This is a genomic window from Bacteroidia bacterium (assembly GCA_026932145.1).
Lineage (GTDB): Bacteria > Bacteroidota > Bacteroidia > J057 > JAIXKT01 > JAIXKT01.
In genome coordinates, this window is the sequence record JAIXKT010000028.1 from 1 (window position 1) to 17,876 (window position 17,876).

General features: G+C 38.2%; 15 protein-coding genes and 2 tRNA genes. 12 read left to right on the forward strand and 5 right to left on the reverse strand.

The features are described 5' to 3' along the window. The first annotated feature begins 43 nt into the window (after window positions 1-43). From LC115_07205 to LC115_07225, 5 genes are all read left to right on the forward strand, one after another. Window positions 44-1,111, forward strand: a complete 1,068-nt coding sequence (locus LC115_07205; GenBank protein MCZ2356462.1) for a transposase — start codon at window positions 44-46, stop codon at window positions 1,109-1,111. Between the two features lie 67 nt (window positions 1,112-1,178). After that, the gene (locus tag LC115_07210) at window positions 1,179-3,398 is read left to right on the forward strand and encodes a heavy metal translocating P-type ATPase (GenBank protein ID MCZ2356463.1); all 2,220 of its coding nucleotides are present in this window, start codon (window positions 1,179-1,181) and stop codon (window positions 3,396-3,398) included. A 243-nt stretch (window positions 3,399-3,641) separates the two neighbouring features. Continuing rightward, window positions 3,642-4,973: a VWA domain-containing protein gene (locus tag LC115_07215; GenBank protein ID MCZ2356464.1), complete on the forward strand. Its 1,332-nt coding sequence runs from the start codon at window positions 3,642-3,644 to the stop codon at window positions 4,971-4,973. A 94-nt stretch (window positions 4,974-5,067) separates the two neighbouring features. Next, window positions 5,068-5,706, forward strand: a complete 639-nt coding sequence (locus tag LC115_07220) for a phosphatase PAP2 family protein (protein MCZ2356465.1) — start codon at window positions 5,068-5,070, stop codon at window positions 5,704-5,706. A 23-nt stretch (window positions 5,707-5,729) separates the two neighbouring features. Then, complete coding sequence (locus tag LC115_07225) at window positions 5,730-6,920, forward strand: M20 family metallopeptidase (GenBank protein MCZ2356466.1); 1,191 nt, start codon at window positions 5,730-5,732, stop codon at window positions 6,918-6,920. Window positions 6,921-6,928: 8 nt separating this feature from the next. Here the strand turns inward: LC115_07225 and LC115_07230 are convergent, their stop codons facing one another. Then, complete coding sequence (locus LC115_07230) at window positions 6,929-8,497, reverse strand: PKD domain-containing protein (protein MCZ2356467.1); 1,569 nt, start codon at window positions 8,495-8,497, stop codon at window positions 6,929-6,931. Between the two features lie 144 nt (window positions 8,498-8,641). Between LC115_07230 and LC115_07235 the strand changes: the two genes are divergently transcribed. Next, window positions 8,642-9,865, forward strand: coding sequence for a CHASE2 domain-containing protein (locus tag LC115_07235; protein MCZ2356468.1), 1,224 nt, complete (start codon window positions 8,642-8,644; stop codon window positions 9,863-9,865). 44 nt (window positions 9,866-9,909) lie between these two features. Next, window positions 9,910-11,163, forward strand: a complete 1,254-nt coding sequence (gene hutI / locus LC115_07240) for an imidazolonepropionase (protein ID MCZ2356469.1) — start codon at window positions 9,910-9,912, stop codon at window positions 11,161-11,163. On the opposite strand, the gene LC115_07245 is transcribed toward hutI, so the two are convergent. Further along, window positions 11,160-11,627, reverse strand: a complete 468-nt coding sequence (locus LC115_07245; protein MCZ2356470.1) for a hypothetical protein — start codon at window positions 11,625-11,627, stop codon at window positions 11,160-11,162. The two genes, hutI and LC115_07245, sit on opposite strands and share 4 nt — an antisense overlap. A 101-nt stretch (window positions 11,628-11,728) precedes the next feature. Between LC115_07245 and LC115_07250 the strand changes: the two genes are divergently transcribed. Next, window positions 11,729-12,316 carry a YceI family protein gene (locus LC115_07250; protein ID MCZ2356471.1) on the forward strand — a complete coding sequence of 196 codons (588 nt, stop codon included), beginning with the start codon at window positions 11,729-11,731 and terminating at the stop codon, window positions 12,314-12,316. A gap of 172 nt (window positions 12,317-12,488) precedes the next feature. Here LC115_07250 and LC115_07255 read toward each other — a convergent pair whose 3' ends face one another. The 3 genes from LC115_07255 to LC115_07265 form a co-directional block, all read right to left on the reverse strand. Beyond that, window positions 12,489-14,447 carry a M23 family metallopeptidase gene (locus LC115_07255; GenBank protein MCZ2356472.1) on the reverse strand — a complete coding sequence of 653 codons (1,959 nt, stop codon included), beginning with the start codon at window positions 14,445-14,447 and terminating at the stop codon, window positions 12,489-12,491. A 288-nt stretch (window positions 14,448-14,735) separates the two neighbouring features. Beyond that, a tRNA-Leu gene (locus LC115_07260) sits at window positions 14,736-14,820 on the reverse strand. 13 nt (window positions 14,821-14,833) lie between these two features. Then, a tRNA-Leu gene (locus tag LC115_07265) sits at window positions 14,834-14,915 on the reverse strand. 64 nt (window positions 14,916-14,979) lie between these two features. On the opposite strand from LC115_07265, the gene LC115_07270 reads away from it, so the two are divergent. From LC115_07270 to LC115_07285, 4 genes are all read left to right on the forward strand, one after another. Continuing rightward, window positions 14,980-15,543, forward strand: coding sequence for a lysophospholipid acyltransferase family protein (locus LC115_07270; protein MCZ2356473.1), 564 nt, complete (start codon window positions 14,980-14,982; stop codon window positions 15,541-15,543). Between the two features lie 3 nt (window positions 15,544-15,546). Next, on the forward strand, window positions 15,547-16,719 hold the full coding sequence (locus tag LC115_07275) for a CHASE2 domain-containing protein (GenBank protein ID MCZ2356474.1): 1,173 nt from the start codon (window positions 15,547-15,549) through the stop codon (window positions 16,717-16,719). A 62-nt stretch (window positions 16,720-16,781) separates the two neighbouring features. After that, entirely contained in the window at window positions 16,782-17,693 is a 912-nt protein-coding gene (locus tag LC115_07280; GenBank protein MCZ2356475.1) for a hypothetical protein, read from the forward strand. 32 nt (window positions 17,694-17,725) lie between these two features. After that, window positions 17,726-17,875 (forward strand): hypothetical protein, encoded by a 150-nt coding sequence (locus tag LC115_07285; GenBank protein ID MCZ2356476.1) that lies wholly within the window; start codon window positions 17,726-17,728, stop codon window positions 17,873-17,875. The last annotated feature ends 1 nt before the right edge of the window (window position 17,876 follow it).

Sequence of the window (17,876 nt, forward strand, 5' to 3'; positions counted from 1 at the left end):
TTTAATAACTGATGTTACGCAAGGATATCATTAATTTAGCTGTATGAATGTTGAAAACATAGCCGACCTATACCAACAATCTCTGATGATATATCAGGGACAAGTAACCTGCACGGGAATATCTTTACTGATGGAAGGCAGCCTCAGCCATGATAGATTCACACGACTTTTATCGAGTGGAAATTTGAATGAAGAATATTTATGGAAGCGCGCCAAACCACTTTGCTATGAAATCAGGAGCAAGGATGCCGTTCTAATCATAGATGAAACCATAGAAGGCAAACCATACACGGATGAAAACGAATTAATCTGCTGGCATTTTGATCACGCCAGTAGAAGAAATGTAAAAGGAGTTGCTATGCTCACTGCATTGTATCACAGCAATGAGATGAGTGTTCCAGCGGGAGTAGAATTTATTACCAAGCCAATTAAAACAGTGAATGCAAAAGGCAAGCAGGTGAGAAAAAGCCGCATTGGAAAAAATGAACTGTTTCGAAAAATGGTGAACCATGCTTTTTGGAATTTAGATTTTGAATATGTACTTTCAGATAGTTGGTTCGGCAACAGCGAGAACATGAAATTCATTGCTCAAAAACACAACGGGAAATTTATTTTTGCTCTCAAGTCAAATCGGAAAGTTGCCTTGACACTGGATGATAAGCAAAACGGTCGTTACACAAGTATTAAGTCCCTGAAGCCGGAAGGGCGCACTGCGGTGGTGTGGGTTGAGCAGTTGGATTTCCCAATTCTCATTGCATGCCAAATTTTCACAAACGAGAATGATACTGCTGCGCTCTATCTGGCTTCTAACGACTTAAATTTGTCATACGAGCAAATCACTGCAATCTATCACAAACGATGGAAAGTAGAAGAGTATCACAAATCCATCAAGAGCAATGCTTCGTTTGCCAAATCACCTACACGCACAATAACAACACAAAAAAGTCATTTCATTGCTTCGCTGACAGCGTTTAATCGGTTTGAATTACTGAAAGTAAGAAAAAACAAAAGTCATTTTGCACTGAAAAATTATTTGAACATAGTAGCACTACGAAAAGCAAAGGAAGAATTACAGCATTTATTAACACCAAGTCTTAAAAATACTACTTAATATTGCGTAACATCAGTTACTTCATTAAATGCAAAGACTGCACTAAAAAGCAACAAAGCAAAAAAAAATGGCAACAAAAAATCAAAATACAATCACGCAGAGTTTTCCGGTATTAGGAATGACTTGTGCCTCCTGCGCCAATAGTGTACAAACCATGGTTCAATCACAAGAAGGCGTGATAAAGGCAGAAGTCAATTTTGCTACCGGTAATTTGGTGGTAGAATATTTACCCAACATGACTGATGCCAACCAATTACAAAAAGCAGTACAATCTATCGGTTATGATTTGTTGGTAGAAGAGGAATCTTCACAACAAGAAACACTGGAAGCTATTCACGAAAAGAAATTTAAAACGTTGAAGAGTAAAACAATTTGGGCAGTTATTTTATCACTTCCTGTTGTTGTCGTTGGTATGTTTTTCATGAATATGCCTTATGGCAATGAAATTATGTTTGCTTTTGCCACTCCAGTTGTACTATGGTTAGGTCGTGATTTTTTCATCAATGCATGGAAACAAGCCAAGCATCGCTCTGCTAATATGGACACTTTGGTAGCGTTGAGTACAGGCATCGCCTACACATTCAGCGTGTTCAATATGTTATTTCCTAAGTTTTGGCATCAAAGAGGTTTGCACGCTCATGTTTACTTTGAAGCAGCAGCGGTTATTATTGCCTTTATTCTGTTAGGTAAATTATTAGAAGAAAAAGCTAAAGGAAATACTTCTACCGCCATTAAAAAATTAATGGGCTTGCAGCCGAAAACGGTTATAGTCATTCAATCTAATGGAGTCGAAAAAGAAATAGCTATTGAAGAAGTAAGTGTGGGTGATGTGATTTTGGTTAAACCAGGAGAAAAAATTGCTGTGGACGGAATGGTGATTTCAGGTACTTCCTATGTAGATGAAAGTATGCTGAGTGGAGAACCAATTCCTGTATTAAAAATGGAGAACGAAAAAGTATTTGCAGGAACAATTAATCAAAAGGGAAGTTTCCAATTTAAGGCAATAAAAGTAGGTAAGGAAACTATGCTTGCACACATTATCAAAATGGTGCAGGATGCACAAGGCAGTAAAGCACCTGTGCAAAAATTGGTGGACAAGATTGCAGGCATTTTTGTTCCGGTAGTGATGGGTATCGCTATTCTTACTTTTATATTATGGATAATACTCGGAGGCGAAAGTGGCGTGGTACAAGGATTGTTGGCTGCTATTACTGTATTAGTAATTGCTTGTCCATGCGCATTGGGGTTAGCTACGCCAACAGCTATCATGGTGGGTGTAGGTAAAGGTGCAGAAAAAGGTATTTTGATAAAAGATGCTGAAAGTTTGGAATTGGCGAAAAAGGTTGATGCCATAATTTTGGACAAAACCGGCACCATCACCGAAGGCAGACCGGAGGTAATAGGTATCAAATGGTTGCAAAATGATGACAGCGCAAAAGACATTCTTTTCAGTATCGAAAAACAATCAGAACACCCATTGGCAGAAGCGATAGTAAAACATCTTGACGGGGCAGCAAACACAAGCTTAACCCAATTTAATAGCATTACCGGACAAGGTGCAAAAGCAAATCATAACGATGAAACCTATTTTGTAGGGAACAAGAAACTGTTGTTTGAAAACAATATCAGCATGTCAAAGGAATTACAGCAACAAGCTGATGAATGGAGCAATCAAACTAAAACCGTGATTTGGTTTAGCGACAGTAAACAAGTACTTGCCGTTCTGGCTATTTCTGATAAAATCAAAGAAACATCAGTTCAGGCAATCAAAGAATTGCAGGATATGGGCATTGATTTATACATGCTTACAGGTGATAACGAAGCAACCGCAAAAGCCATTGCCGAACAAACAGGTATCAAACATTATAAAGCAGAAGTATTGCCACAGCACAAAGCAGATTTTGTAAAAGAACTACAACAGCGAGGTAATATCGTTGCCATGGTTGGAGACGGCATCAACGACAGTACCGCACTGGCAACTGCAGATGTAAGTATTGCCATGGGCAAAGGCTCAGACATAGCTATGGATGTAGCGAAGATGACCATCATCTCTTCAGATTTAACCAAGATTCCGCAAGCTATTAAATTGTCAAAACAGACCGTAACGACCATTAAGCAAAACTTATTCTGGGCATTTATTTACAACCTTATCGGTATTCCTATTGCTGCCGGTATTTTATATCCTGTAAATGGTTTTTTATTGAACCCAATGATTGCAGGTGCAGCTATGGCGTTGAGCAGTGTGAGTGTAGTAAGTAATAGTTTGCGACTGAAGTGGAAGAAATAAATTATACAAAAAATGGAGGTTGTAATTCAGAAAATATGAAAGCTATGGTTTCTATTGTGAGTCATTATTACTATCATGGCATCATGATTTTTTAAAAAAGACACAAAATCCTTCTTTATGACCAATCTTTTTAGCATACTTTCTGGTCTATAACCGCTAATTCAGTCTAAATTTTTCTTCTTTTCCAAAGACTTATTGTTATTTAACAATCAGTTCTTAATTTGCGTTATAAATTTTGAGCGTATGCCACAAGCCTTCCGGATGAAAGATATTCTGAACCTTTGTCTTTATTGGTTTATTGGGAGTATAGTATTCACACAAGTTGCTTTTAGTCAGGTGAATAGAAATTATAATTCTGCAAAAAATGAAAAGCAAAAAGATAGTTCCAAAGAATCAATAAAATTAAACTTACGCTTAGGAAGCCCATTTTTTAACCCTAATATGCCGGAATGTGTATTGCAGATAGCTATTCAAGCAAACCCTACTCCTGAAAATAAGGTTAATGCAGGTATAAACATTGTTTTTTTGATAGATGTAAGTGCTACGATGTTTCGTTCAGGCAACATCCAGTTTGTTAAAACTGCTATTGATTCTATTAAAAACACTTTAAATCGAACCGATAATCTTGCAGTGGTCGCCTTTTCCAGTGAAGCATCCATTCTTAGCAACCTAAAAATCTTAGGTACAGGCAGTTGGCTTACTCAGTTATTGGATACCTTAGAATCCGGCAGCAGTACCAATATGCAGGCAGGTTTATTGGCGGCCTATTCCGTGTTGGAAAGAGGCGACCAGCCCGGTAGCGTTAATCGGATAATTCTTTTTACAGACGGAGTAACTAATGCCCGCCAAAACATCCCTGATGAAATCACCGAAAAAATTCAACTCTCTAAAAATAGAGGCATTCAGCTATCTATTTTTGGATTAGGGCAAGATATTGATACAGAACAACTAACTACCTGGGCTAAGTATGGAAACGGTAATTTTTATGCCGTATTGGAAACCCAACTGACAGAACAACTATCAACGGAAATAAGCACTCTTTTGGCACCGGTTGCTACACAACTTCAAATAGCACTTGAATACCCAAACACGATGAAAATCAGAAAGTTTTTGGGAAAAGGCACTCAAATAGAATTTGGTAAAACTATTGCACAGCTTCCGGTCATTCAGGAAAATAAAAACTATACTTGGATAGCTACTTTTGACCCACCGGCATCTAAGCAGCCCGTTACACCAAAAGTTACCGTAACCTATTTTGACCCAAATAAAAAAAGAACCATTCAATTTGAACAAACAATTACCTTAAAACCAACTGACGATTCAAGTACAAATTTTCTAACAGACCCAGAAGTTAGATATGCCGTTGTGATACAAGAAGCAACTCTTTTTGCCCAACAGATAGAAAAACTTATCCACAATAATTCTTGGAATCAAGCACAAGAAACTTGTAATCAAGCAATAGGCTATATCCAAACTTACTATCCAAACCCTACTGAACCGGCTACACAGGCACTTTTTCAGCAGTTACAGAAATACCAAGAACTTATTGACGGAAATGTAGCTGATAGCAAATAGTTCCCTAAAAATTCTATTGATGTTACTAATTAAGCAGAAAAAACCTACTAATTAATAATATTTTTATTTTTGCAAATAGAAATAAAGCAGAAAAATGTCTTACTCATTTGAGCGTTTGTTGGTTACTGTTCTGACGATTGCGCTATTTGCTGCCGGCTATTTTTATGCAGATGGAGTGAATATCAAGATGGTGCAGAACGGAGGTAGTTTTGCTGAACTTTATTCTTGGGTAGATGCTTACATTCCGTTTATTCCGGAATTTGTTTACGGATATTATCTGTATTATCTGTGGGTGTTGATTGCCTTACCAGTTATGCGCACACGCGAAAGATTCTATCAGATGGTAGCAGCTTTTGGGGTGCTACAATTCTCGGCATTATTAACATTTGTACTTTTCCCCTCACACATGAACCGCCCCGAAATCTATGCAGATTCAATTGCAGCTACAATGGTAAAATGGATTTACCATGCAGATACAGGTTTTAATCTACTGCCCAGTTTACACGTAGGACATTCTATTTTAGTAACCCTATTTTTTTATGAATATGCCCGTAAGTTTCTACCTATCATTGTTTTAGGCACTATATTCATTATTTCTTCTACTGTATTTATCAAGCAGCATTACTTTATTGACATTCCTTTTGGGGTATTGTATGCAGCTATTGCGTGGTATGTTACTCGACCGGTATCTTCGTGGGTAGGGAGCTTTGAAGAGCAACGAAGAAACCATTAAGTATAACCGAGTGTTTAACGAATATGTTAATCCAAGAAATTCAACAGCTATCACTGCATTATTTTTCGATGGTGCAGCGCATTCGCAGGCATTTGCACCAAAATCCGGAACTCTCTTTTGAAGAACATGAAACGGCAAAATATATTTCCCAAGAACTTACTACTATGGGAATTGCCCATGAAGTAGGAATTACAGGCAATGGAATTGTAGCTTCTATTTCCGGAAAAACAACAGGAACTGTTTTAGCACTACGTGCTGATATTGACGCTTTACCTATCCAAGAAGAAAATGATGTATTATATCGTTCTTGCGTATCCGGAAAAATGCACGCCTGCGGCCATGATGCGCACACAGCTTCTTTATTGGGAACTATCGCTATTTTGAACCATTTTAAATCTGAATTATCGGGAACAATTAAATTTATTTTTCAGCCGGCAGAAGAACGGCTACCCGGCGGAGCTTCTCTGATGATTCAAGCAGGAGTTTTACAAAATCCAACTGTGAATAACATCATTGGCCAGCACGTCATGCCCTTAATTCCGATAGGAAAAATCGGAGTCCGAAAAGGAAAATACATGGCCTCCGCTGATGAAATCTACCTGACCATCCGAGGAAAAGGGGGGCACGGCGCACAACCCCACACAACAATTGACCCCGTTACTATTGCTGCTCAACTAATTGTAACTCTGCAGCAAGTTATTAGCCGAATAGCTGACCCCAGAACCCCCTCCGTATTAACATTCGGAAAAATTCAGGCAGAAGGCTCTACCAACATCATTCCAGAGCAAGTATATCTGGAAGGCACATTTCGAACCTTTGATGAGCACTGGAGAACCCAAGCACACCAAAAAATCAAAGATATTACATACGCTTTGGTAGGTAGCTTTGGGGCAGCAGCCGACTTACAAATAAAAAGAGGATACCCAGTCTTGTGCAATGACGAATCATTAACACAATCAGTTCAACAAGCAATTGAGCAATATGTAGGCGCAGATAATATTGTTAATCTTGATTTATGGACTGCCTCTGAAGACTTTGCTTACTATACCCAAGTTATCCCCGGCTGTTTTTACCGATTAGGTACCAGAAACGAAGACAAAGGAATTATTCATGGCCTACACACACCACACTTTGATATTGATGAAGATGCCTTAAAAATTGCTCCGGGATTAATGGCTTGGATAGCTATCTGCCAACTTCAAGCTAACTCATAATCAACTGATTATGGATTAGAAACAACCCATTTTTCCCTAAAAAGAATCCGAGAATCCTGCTCTATAATCACGAAATACATTCCAGAAGCCAAATTTGGCAGTTGTATCTGACTTTCTCCCGAAGAAACGGTGATCGTTTCTATGGTTTGTCCGGTTATAGATAAAATATGAATAGTTGCTTCTCTAAGGGTGGGTTGCCCAAGTTTCAAATATGCTTGCTGGGAAAATGAGGGGTTGGGAAAAATAACGCATCCTTGTGCCCACTCCGGCAAGTCTATTGCGGTAACTTCCTGAACAACAATAATTTTCTTGGGAAACAAAGTATCTTTGCAGCCATGTGAATTCGTTGAATAAAGAGTTACTTCATAGACACCGGGTTTTCGGTAGTAATGAGAAGAATGATATTGGTTACTAAAATAGCCGTCTCCAAAGTCCCACAGCCACGTGTATTGGCCGCTGGGATAATAGCTGACATTATAAAAACTCACTACCGGATTGGCCATCGTTACGGTATCTTTGGTTGAAGTAATTTTGATTTCAGCACCAATAACGTAAATGTATTGATTTTGAATCACTGAATCTACACCTAAGCTATTTCTGGCGATAAGTTTTACGTTATAGGCTCCTGCTTCGGTGTATGTATGAGTTGGGTTAGCTTGGGTAGAAGTATTTCCGTCCCCAAAATCCCACGTATTTTGGGTTGTTCGTTCACTATTATTTGCAAACTGAACGGACATAGGGCGGCATCCGGTACGAATATCTGCGGAAAAAGCAGCTACCGGCCGGCGGTCAAGGTCTAAGTAAATAACATCCGTAAAAGTCGTTGTCGTTAAAAATTGTGTGCCATTTACTTGTAAAATAGGAATCTTGTATCCCGGGCTCATCCAACGGAGTTCTATTTGATTACGCGGAATAGGGATTTTAAACCCTTGAAATGTAATAGTATCTGTTTCTGTGATGGTTGATTTTACCCGTATGCACGGAAAAGTACCGTAAGGGGTTGTGATTGTTCCCCAGCCATCAACTACTGTGCTGCGGGTTCCCGAAGCAGCCCAGCCAATGGAATCTCCAACACCTAACTTAAACTTAAATGTGTTGCTTTGGGGCGGCATCCCATAATACAACGGCAAATAGAAAATATCATCAGGATCACTGTGTTTGGCTCCCAAAGGAAATCCCTGAACACTGGCACCAATACCCACAGCCGAAAAGGTATTGTTTTTCTTCTGGTAAAAATTATAAATATTCTTGATAGAAAACTGCTGAAGTCCAATGCTATCAATGATTTTTGTTCCATAAGTAGTAAAGTTCAAGAAATAAAAAAAGTACGGAGTTTGAGTTACGCTTTGGTAGCGGGATATTTCCTGCCTTTGTGGCGAAAGGCTGGAATAGTCCCAATGAAAATTCTGGCCGGTTTCGTTCCAATTCATGCCTATATTGGCTAATGACCTGCTTAGAATAGCAGTATCACCAACAGAGGGCATATCGTCTATCGTGATAGTTACTTGGGCTTTTAAGAGAACTGCAATGAGTTGAAATGTTACAAAAAACAGGCTGCATCTCGGTAGGATACACATATCTATTGGGTGAGTATTGCCGCGAATATAAACAGAAAATAAAAGCCGCTTATTTAAAAAATGATAACTATCTTTATTCAGCCTATAACTGTATAAAAAAGATGCTGAACCTTAGCAATTCCTTTATATCTTGCAGCAATCATTATGAATGATGGATATTTTTCTAAACGGGGTGTATGGATAGCCAGTTTGCTGAATTCCCTCTTTATGTTAGGCTTAACTTATTATTGGTTACAGCAAAACATCACCTATGGAGATGAAGTTACGTTAGTCAAATTCACCTCTATACTCCGAAGAATAGTTTTAGGAAATGAACAAAAACCAAATAAAAAAGAGGTGCTTTTTGTGAATGTTTCTCATGACTTAATATTAATAGATTTATTAGACGATGACGGGTTTCCTATTGGAAACCAGCCAATTGTAGATAGAACAAAACTTTCTGAATTTCTACTAAAGACCAAAAACCGGCATCGTTATATTTTATGTGATATTTTTTTCAAAGACGCTTCTCCTTCGGATTCAGTGCTACAAGCGGCTCTAAACCAAACCCAAAAAATTGTCGTCTCTTATCATCTCAATGAAACCGCCTTAGATACGCCCATTTTTAAAGTGAATCGAGGAATTTCTGACTATGAAACCTTTGACGGAATGTTCTTTAAGTTTCCCATTTTGCATCAAGATTCTCTCCCCTCTACGCCGTTAGTTTTGTATCATGAAATCGAAAAGGCCACTTATGAATCAACAGAATTTGCTACAAAACTAAATGGCCATCCTGTTTTGAATACTTTTATTGTTGATTTTCGGGTCCGCCCCTATGATTTGTTTGAAGCACCATTAGATAAGCGTTACGCCGTTGTGAACTTAGGTGAAATGCTCATGGCCAATGACTCTATGTTTCAAGCTATGATTCAAGACAAAATCGTTATTTTAGGAGATTTTTACGAGCATGATATTCACGAAACTTTTTACGGAGATGTCCCCGGCCCGCTGATTTTATATAACGTCTTTTTAGACCTCCGGGCAGGAGACAATATCATTTCTCCCTTTATATCATTATTTTTATTAATAATTTACCTAATATTCTCATACAATATTTTTGCAACTAAAAAGCTACAAGATAGACGTTTCTTCCGGATTTTGTATAAACTGCCTTTGGGAAAGTTCTTTATTGAATACCTCAGTAACTTCTTATTTCTCGGTATTGCATCAATAGCTTGTTATTTTATCTTCAACATTCACTTAAATATTCTGCTGTTAGGTCTGTATCTAAACGGCTTTGATTATGTCTTTTCTGCTTGGGAAGCCAAAAAAATACAAGCACGGGAACTCAAAAAGAATGCAGAACAGCCAGAAATATCTGAAACATAGCTATTTAGAATATTTACGCTACCATTTTACATTCACAAAAAAATATGGAAAAGCAATTATTACTAACCAATATCCATGAACTTTGGATAGTAGATTCACAAAATAACCGCACTCGAACGGGAGATTTAATGGCAAATCCCGAATGTTTGCAGGCAGCGTGGCTCTTAATATCAGGCGGAAAAATAGCTTCATTTGGAGAAATGACCCAAATTCCGGAATCTTTTAAAGATATTTCTACAATAGATTGTAGCGGAAAAATTGTATTTCCAGCTTATTGCGACAGTCATACACATCTGATTTTTGCCCAAAGCCGAGAAAATGAATTTTTAATGAAAATTCAAGGAAAAAGCTATGAAGAAATCGCGGCTGCCGGAGGCGGAATCCTAAACTCCGCACAAAAACTACAGCAAACCCCCGAAGATGTTCTATTTCAACAAGCCTTAGCCAGAATCCGTTATATCGAAACCTTAGGAACCGGAGCTATCGAAATCAAGAGCGGCTATGGCCTAACCGTTCCTGATGAACTCAAAATGCTGCGGGTCGCCAGAAGACTGCAAGCCGAAACTCCCATCAAAATTCGCACTACCCTCTTAGCGGCTCATGCACTCCCCCCCCAGTTTAAAAATAACCGCGAAAAATTTATCAGCTTGATATGCAAGGAGATGATTCCCCTAACTGCACAAGAAAAATTAGCCGACTTTGTAGATGTCTTTTGTGAAACAGGATTTTTTACGCCGATAGAAACATCCCAAATATTGGAATGTGCTGATAAATTCGGATTAATCGGAAAAGTTCATGCAAATGAATTAGACTATTCCGGCGGGGTTCAGGTAGCCATACAACATAATGCTATTTCGGCAGACCATTTAGAATGTATTGGAAATGAAGAGCTAACAGCGTTAAGCCAAGGCAATACCATTGCTACCTTATTGCCGGCAACCTCTTTTTTCTTACAGATTCCCCACGCGCCTGCCCGTAAACTGCTTCAAGCAAATATTCCCGTGGCCATCGCAAGTGATTTTAATCCGGGAACTGCCCCTTCTGCCAATATGAACTTTGTACTTGCCTTAGCTTGCATTCAGTTGCGGATGTTACCCGCAGAAGCACTTACCGCTGCAACCCTTCATGGCGCTGCCGCAATGAACCTGCACCAATCTTACGGAAGCCTGCAAGTTGGAAAAATAGCCGCATTGAATATAACCAAACCACTCCCGTCTCTCAATTGTTTACCTTACTATTTTGGGCACAACTTACTGGAAACTACTATCTTGGAAAATAAAATTATCCAGCATCTTTAAATTCCTAAGTAACTTATCTTAGGCTCTCCTCCATTTTCCGGAAAAAATATCCGAATGGCTCCCGGATAGCCGCGCCCATTTTTCTTCCCAATAAAATATTCAACAGAATTCCCTTTCTCATTTGTTTCAGCGAAGCCAATAACCCCCAAAGAAACATTTTTGGTACGAGACACAACCACCGGATAGGCATACAAACGCGCATTTGCATGAGAACGCTTAAAATGAACACTCATCACATCCGGTGAAACCGTTTTGCCAAATTTATCCAACATACTTTTATGTAAATACGGAACAACTAATGACGCACTCTTGTCTAATGTATTGTTTTGCAGAATTTCCAAAAACTTATTAATCACTTCAACCGCTTTTGGGTCTGCACCCTCCGGTAGCTGATTTTGACCAATTAGCTGAAAATTAAATAGATACAATAAAAAAGAAATCAAAACAGTATTTAATTTATTCATGGCTCGAAATTTGTACTACAAAATAAGAAAAAAATGTGCCAAATATTTTTTTTTAACGTTACAACACTTAACTTTGCAACATCATTTTATTTTCAATTTATATGAAACATTTAATCGTAGCTTTTTGCTTCATTCTGGGTGCATCTATCGTAAATGCTCAATCTACTGTTTGGAAATTAGACAAAAGCCATTCATCTGTTGGCTTTACAATAGACCACATGGTTATTTCTGAGGTAACGGGAAGTTTTAATGATTTTGTCTTTAACGTAAAATCAGATAAACCGGATTTCACAGATGCTGTCTTTGATGCAACCATCCAGGTAAAAAGTATTGATACCAAAGAGCCAAAACGCGATGACCACTTGAGAAGCGATGATTTTTTTGACGCAGCAAATTATCCAACCATCAAATTTGTGGGGAAAAAATTCTCCCAAGTTTCGGGGAAGCAGTATAAAGTTACCGGAGATTTAACGATGCACGGCGTTACCAAAACAGTTACCTTAGATGCAAAGTTTAACGGTCTTATTAAAGATCCGTATGGCAACACCCGCGCCGGCCTAAAAGTTTGGGGTGAAATTGACCGCTATGACTACGGTTTAAAATATAATGCTGTATTAGAAGCTGGCGGCCTAACAATCGGACAAACAGTTCGCCTAAATATTAACGCTGAATTGATTCAAGCTAAATAAAAGCAAGTACCATTTACAGAACTATCGTAGTTTACCCAAAAACGGCCTACTGAAATCAGTAGGCCGTTTTTGGTCCCTTAGAATGTATGCTAAGCTACTCATTCTCATTACCTAAGCACAATAACGATTAACTTTATAGTGCTGTCGAAGCCGCATCCACGATGCACAGCATTTATTCGCTGTAAACGGTATAAGTTTTTCGGGTAAAGTTTCCGCAGTTATCTTCTGCCCAAACGAGTAGAGTGTGTTTTCCGGGTGCAATCGGCTCTTTGATTCTCCAAGTCATTATTCCGTCATATTCGTTATATTCTGCAAGCATCCAATTATTATCTAAAGTAATTCCGTTTTTATACAGGTTTACTTCTGATAGGCTGTCTTCAATTTTGAATTTAATTTTTTGCTCTTGTGTAATTTTGCTGCCGTTGTTAATCGTTAAGGGATAGATTGTTGGGGGAATTGTATCTACCAGCAGAAAGTAATCTCCGAAGTCTTTGCAGGGGGCAAAATATTCGTTTCCGTGCCGGTAAGTGTAATCTACATAATCTAACGAGCCGTCTGTTTTTCTGCGGAATATAGTTAATTTATTTGGAGGGAAACGTTTTCCATTTTGGTTAGGGAGTAGTTTTAGGGTAAACTTTTTAAATACAGGTTGCCTTAAATCTCCAATTGTAAAGATATTTGACCCATACTGTTTTTCTACCGGAGCCCGTTCTGAAACCGTGAGGTAGGTAGTATCAAAAACTGCTGCAACGGGAAAATCTGCCACTAAATTATCTCCATAACGAACAGTCGATCGTTGAGTAGGCAGTATGAGAGATTGTCCTGAAAAAATAATATCATTTTTCCAAGCTACGCTGGCTAATCTATTGGGTAACTGCTTGTTTAGGATAGGAATAACGGTAACACTGCGATTGGGCAGATGAACGGTTGGGAAAAAAAACTTTCTTGTTCCATCTTTATACGAAGCAACAATATCACCGATTTTTCCAATTGGTTGATTTACAATAACATAATTTTCTCTTACAAAAGCGGTGGGTTCTGAATATTGATAGGCCGAGATGCCCGATGATTTTAAGGGAGGTTCATCTGAGCGCGTCAATGCGCAGGTAAACAAGGCTTTATTCCCAGCATAATCATACAAAATGAGCTTTACAGTGTGTACCAAATTATCCTGAATGTGAATACGTCCGTTATTAAGCAAGTTACGGTAAATAGGAAGTTGGTTTCCTCGTTCTACGTAGCAGCGCTGCAATCTGCCATCTTTTTCTCGATAAAACCGATAGTCAATATGGATATTTACATATCGCATATCGTTCCAGCTATATTTATCCATACTGTATTGATAAACCAGTGAATCATCGAGATACAATAGAGCTTGGTAGATAGCGTTGGTATTTCTGGAGCCATTTATGATGTCATAACCGGAAAACTCAATACCTACCGGGCCATAAACGGATACTACTTCGGGGATACTGTAGTTATGTTCGGATTGGTTTGGATAAAAGAGAATTTTATCAGGGTCTCCATTCACTCTCGAATAGGCAGTAAGTGGCTGAATCGCAATTCGATTAATAGTTGGCGGAATTATATCCTGAAAATAATTTGCATGATATAAGAACGGGTTAATGATATTTTCGTTTTCATCTCGAATTTCATAATGCAGGTGTGGGCCGGCAGAATAGCCGGTATTTCCAGAATATGCGATGATGTCTCCTTTTTTTATGGGAAACTCATTTGATTTTGGAAACAACTGAATTTCAAATTGTTTATTTGCTCTTTGTGATGAGCGAACTTTTTGGTCTATAGCTGGGGCAAATTCATCTAAATGGCCATAAACCGTAGAGTAGCCGTCTGCGTGCCGGATATACAAAGCTTTTCCGTAGCCATACGAAGCCACAAAAATCCGAGATACATAGCCGTCTTGGGCAGCCCGTACCGGAATCCCAATCCGCTCAAAAGTTTTAATATCAAAACCAGAATGCAAATGATTGTCCCGAAGTTCCCCAAAAGTGCCGCTTAACCCATTGGATTCCGGCATCGGAAAATTCCAGTACTGGCCACCTAACAAAAGACATAAAACCGGCCAGGTTCTTTTCCACTGAATAAGGTTAAATAATTTTCTTGAAATCAATACAATATCAATTAAATCAAAGGAAATAAGATTTTATAATGGTAAAATTTTATGCTAAGTAACCATATTGAAAACCATTTGGGAGCAAAATTGCTAATTATTGCTGATAAATTCTTCCTAAACTGAATAATTTTCAATATTCCAGAAAGGTTCTTCTTTTGTTCCAACTATTTTTCGGCTTTTATATTTAGGTCAATTCTCTCTAATGGATAAGTCAGCTATATTTACTGCAAGTTCACAAAGTGGAACAATAGCTAAGCAGAAAGAGTATTGGATAAAATCCGTTATTGGTGCCCAGGGGGAGACTCGAACTCCCAAGTGTTACCACAACGGCTTCTGAGACCGCAACGTTTACCAATTTCGCCACCTGGGCAAATAGCCACTTGTGCCCGGGACTGGATTCGAACCAGCATACCTTGCGGCGCCACCCCCTCAAGATGGTGCGTCTACCAATTTCGCCACCCGGGCGCAAATTGAAGCGCAAAGATACTACTTTTTCATAAACAACAAAAAATAACTATCTTTGTTGTTTATGAAAGCTGTTTCAAAATTTATATTCTGGCTATTTGGCTGGAAATTAGTGGGTTATTACCCTACCGAAATAAAAAAATCTGTTGTAATAGCAGCACCGCATACCAGCAATTGGGATTATGTATTTTCTATTTGCGCCTTCTTCCTGATGGGAAAAAGAATAGCCTTTATAGCTAAAAAAGAACTATTTAGATTTCCCTTAGGCTGGCTTATGCGGGCTACCGGAGGAATCCCACTTGATAGATCTAAACGAAATAATACCGTTCAAGAAACAATTGACTTATTTCAGGAACAAGATGAATTGGCTCTGATGATAGCTCCTGAAGGTACCCGTGGCCTCACCAAAGGCTGGAAAACTGGATTCTATCATGTAGCCGTAGGTGCCAACGTTCCATTAGCTATGGGATATTTAGATTATGATAAAAAATATGCCGGAATCGGAAAAATATTTTACCCAACAGGTAATTACGAAAAAGACCTAATTGAAATCCATCGGTTTTATCGCCCTATCACCCCTAAATATCCCCAAAAGAGTAGTTTATATCAAGAAAACGTAACTAATTAACCGATGAAATCTCGCGTTTACTGGCTGCACGCACCAATTGTTACTGCCTTGATTTTTTCAATTATGGGATCACTTGGGCTGCTCCCTAATTTTGACTTTATTGACCCTGTTTCTACTGCACTTAAAGATTTTGAACTAACTGATATTGTTTTTTCTCATCCGGCTTTTAATAAAAATGAGCAAGCTGATACAAATATCGTTATTGTAAATATTGGTCAGCTGAGCCGGCCGGAAATAGGTACTATGCTACGCAGAATAAGCGCAAATAAGCCGGCAGTTATTGGAATAGATGCTTTTTTCCGAAAAGAAAAAGGGCCGGAGTTCGACTCTACGTTGGCCAATGCGCTGCAAGAAGCCGGTAATGTGGTTTTGGTTGAAGAGCTATCTAACTACAATGAAGAAAACGAAACCTTTGACACCCTGCTAACTTCAGCCGCTATTTTTACGCGCCATTGCACCGGAGCTTACGCAAATGTTTATAATGAAGAAAATAGCGATTTTAGGACTGTTAGGAAATTTGTGCCCACACAAACCGTGCAGGGAAATAAAACCATTTCTTTTCCGGTGAAAATCTGTGAAATGGTGAACCCAAAAGCAGTCCAAAAATTATACAACCGAGATAATGAAATTGAACGTATTAACTATCGGGGAAATTTAGAGAAGTTTTATACCATAGATGTCCCTGATATGTTTAACCCTAATGTGGATATTTCCTTTATCCGGAACAAAATTGTACTTATTGGCTTTTTTAGCTTAGATGTTGTCGGAAATTCTTATGAGGATATTTTCTTCACTCCCCTAAACAAACGTTTTGCCGGAAAATCTTTTCCGGATATGTATGGAATTGTGGTTCATGCAAATACGATTTCTACAATTCTCAACGAACAGTATATTAACACTATGCCGGACTGGTTGTCATGGGTAACTGCTGTCGTTTTTTGTTACTTCAACATCCTTTTATTTGCGTTTATTTACCTAAAATACGATTATTTTTACGATTTAATTGTTCGTATTTTGCAAATTGTAGGAAGTTTAATACTTTTGTATTTAACTATCTTAGTTTTCTACGAGCTTGATTATGAGCTTAATTTGGCATTAACGGTTTCTGTACTCCTGTTAGGGGGGGACGTTTTAGATGTGTATTTTGGCCTCCTTAAATCCAGAAAACTCTTGTAACAAACTAAGTTCTATTTTCGTAAAAGACAAAAATATAATATCAATATTAAAATTTTAAACCTATGCGTACTTTTCTTCAATTTATTTTAGTAACATTTGCAGCTATTCCTTATCTTGTATTGGGAAATAGTTATGTATTTACCGTTACCGCTATGAGTGGAACGGTGATGATACAAAAGTCAAATTCTCCTAACTGGCAAAAAGCTTCTTATGGAGCAAAACTTGACAAAGGAGATGCTATCAAGGTTAGTGAATCAGCTTATGTAACGCTTGTTCATGCTAACCTAAAAACACTGGCACTCAAAAAGGCCGGTAGCTACTCCGTAGTGGAATTGGAAAAACAAATACCCAATGCCAGTTCCAACATTACCACTGAATATGTAAACTATGTAATGAACCAAAGCACTCAAAAACGTTCCGGCAATAATATGGTTAATACCGGATCAGTAGAAAGAGCCGCTTCACCCACACCGATATTGCCCAGAAAAGCTGAAAATATTATTGATGATGAAGTAACTTTCAGTTGGGCAGCTTTACAGGGATCTATCGAATATCAATTTGAAATCGCAGACGACGAAAATAATATATTGTATAACAAAGTATTGAAAGGAACCAGCGTAACGGTAGATATTAAGGCACTAAATTTAAAAACAAATTATTGCTACTATTGGCACGTATCTGATAAACGACATTTAAGTATGAAGTCTGACGACATCTGCTTCAAGACAGCAGGAAATGCCCAAAGACAAGTTATCTTAAAAGATGTTGAAAGCATTAACCAAGACCTTGGAGAAACCGGTGCTTTTGCTTATATCGTATTAGCAGAAATGTATTACAAAAATAAAGTATCTAACAGAGCAAGTGATGCTTACTTAAAAGCAATAGAACTCGCTCCAGATATGGAAGAATACAAAACAATGTATGTCAATTTTATGACTGAAATCGGTGTGCCCGAAAAACTTATCACAAAATAAACCTAATTAACAATTAGATAAAACCGATTTTTATGAGGCGAAAACGTAATTATACGTTTTCGCCTCATGATTTATTAGAACTTGTGAAGAAATACTACAACTCAAAAAAACCAACTGCTATCAATTCAGTTATTACTGATTCAGTAGATTTCTACGTTTTTATCCGTATAGTTAAAGAATAGG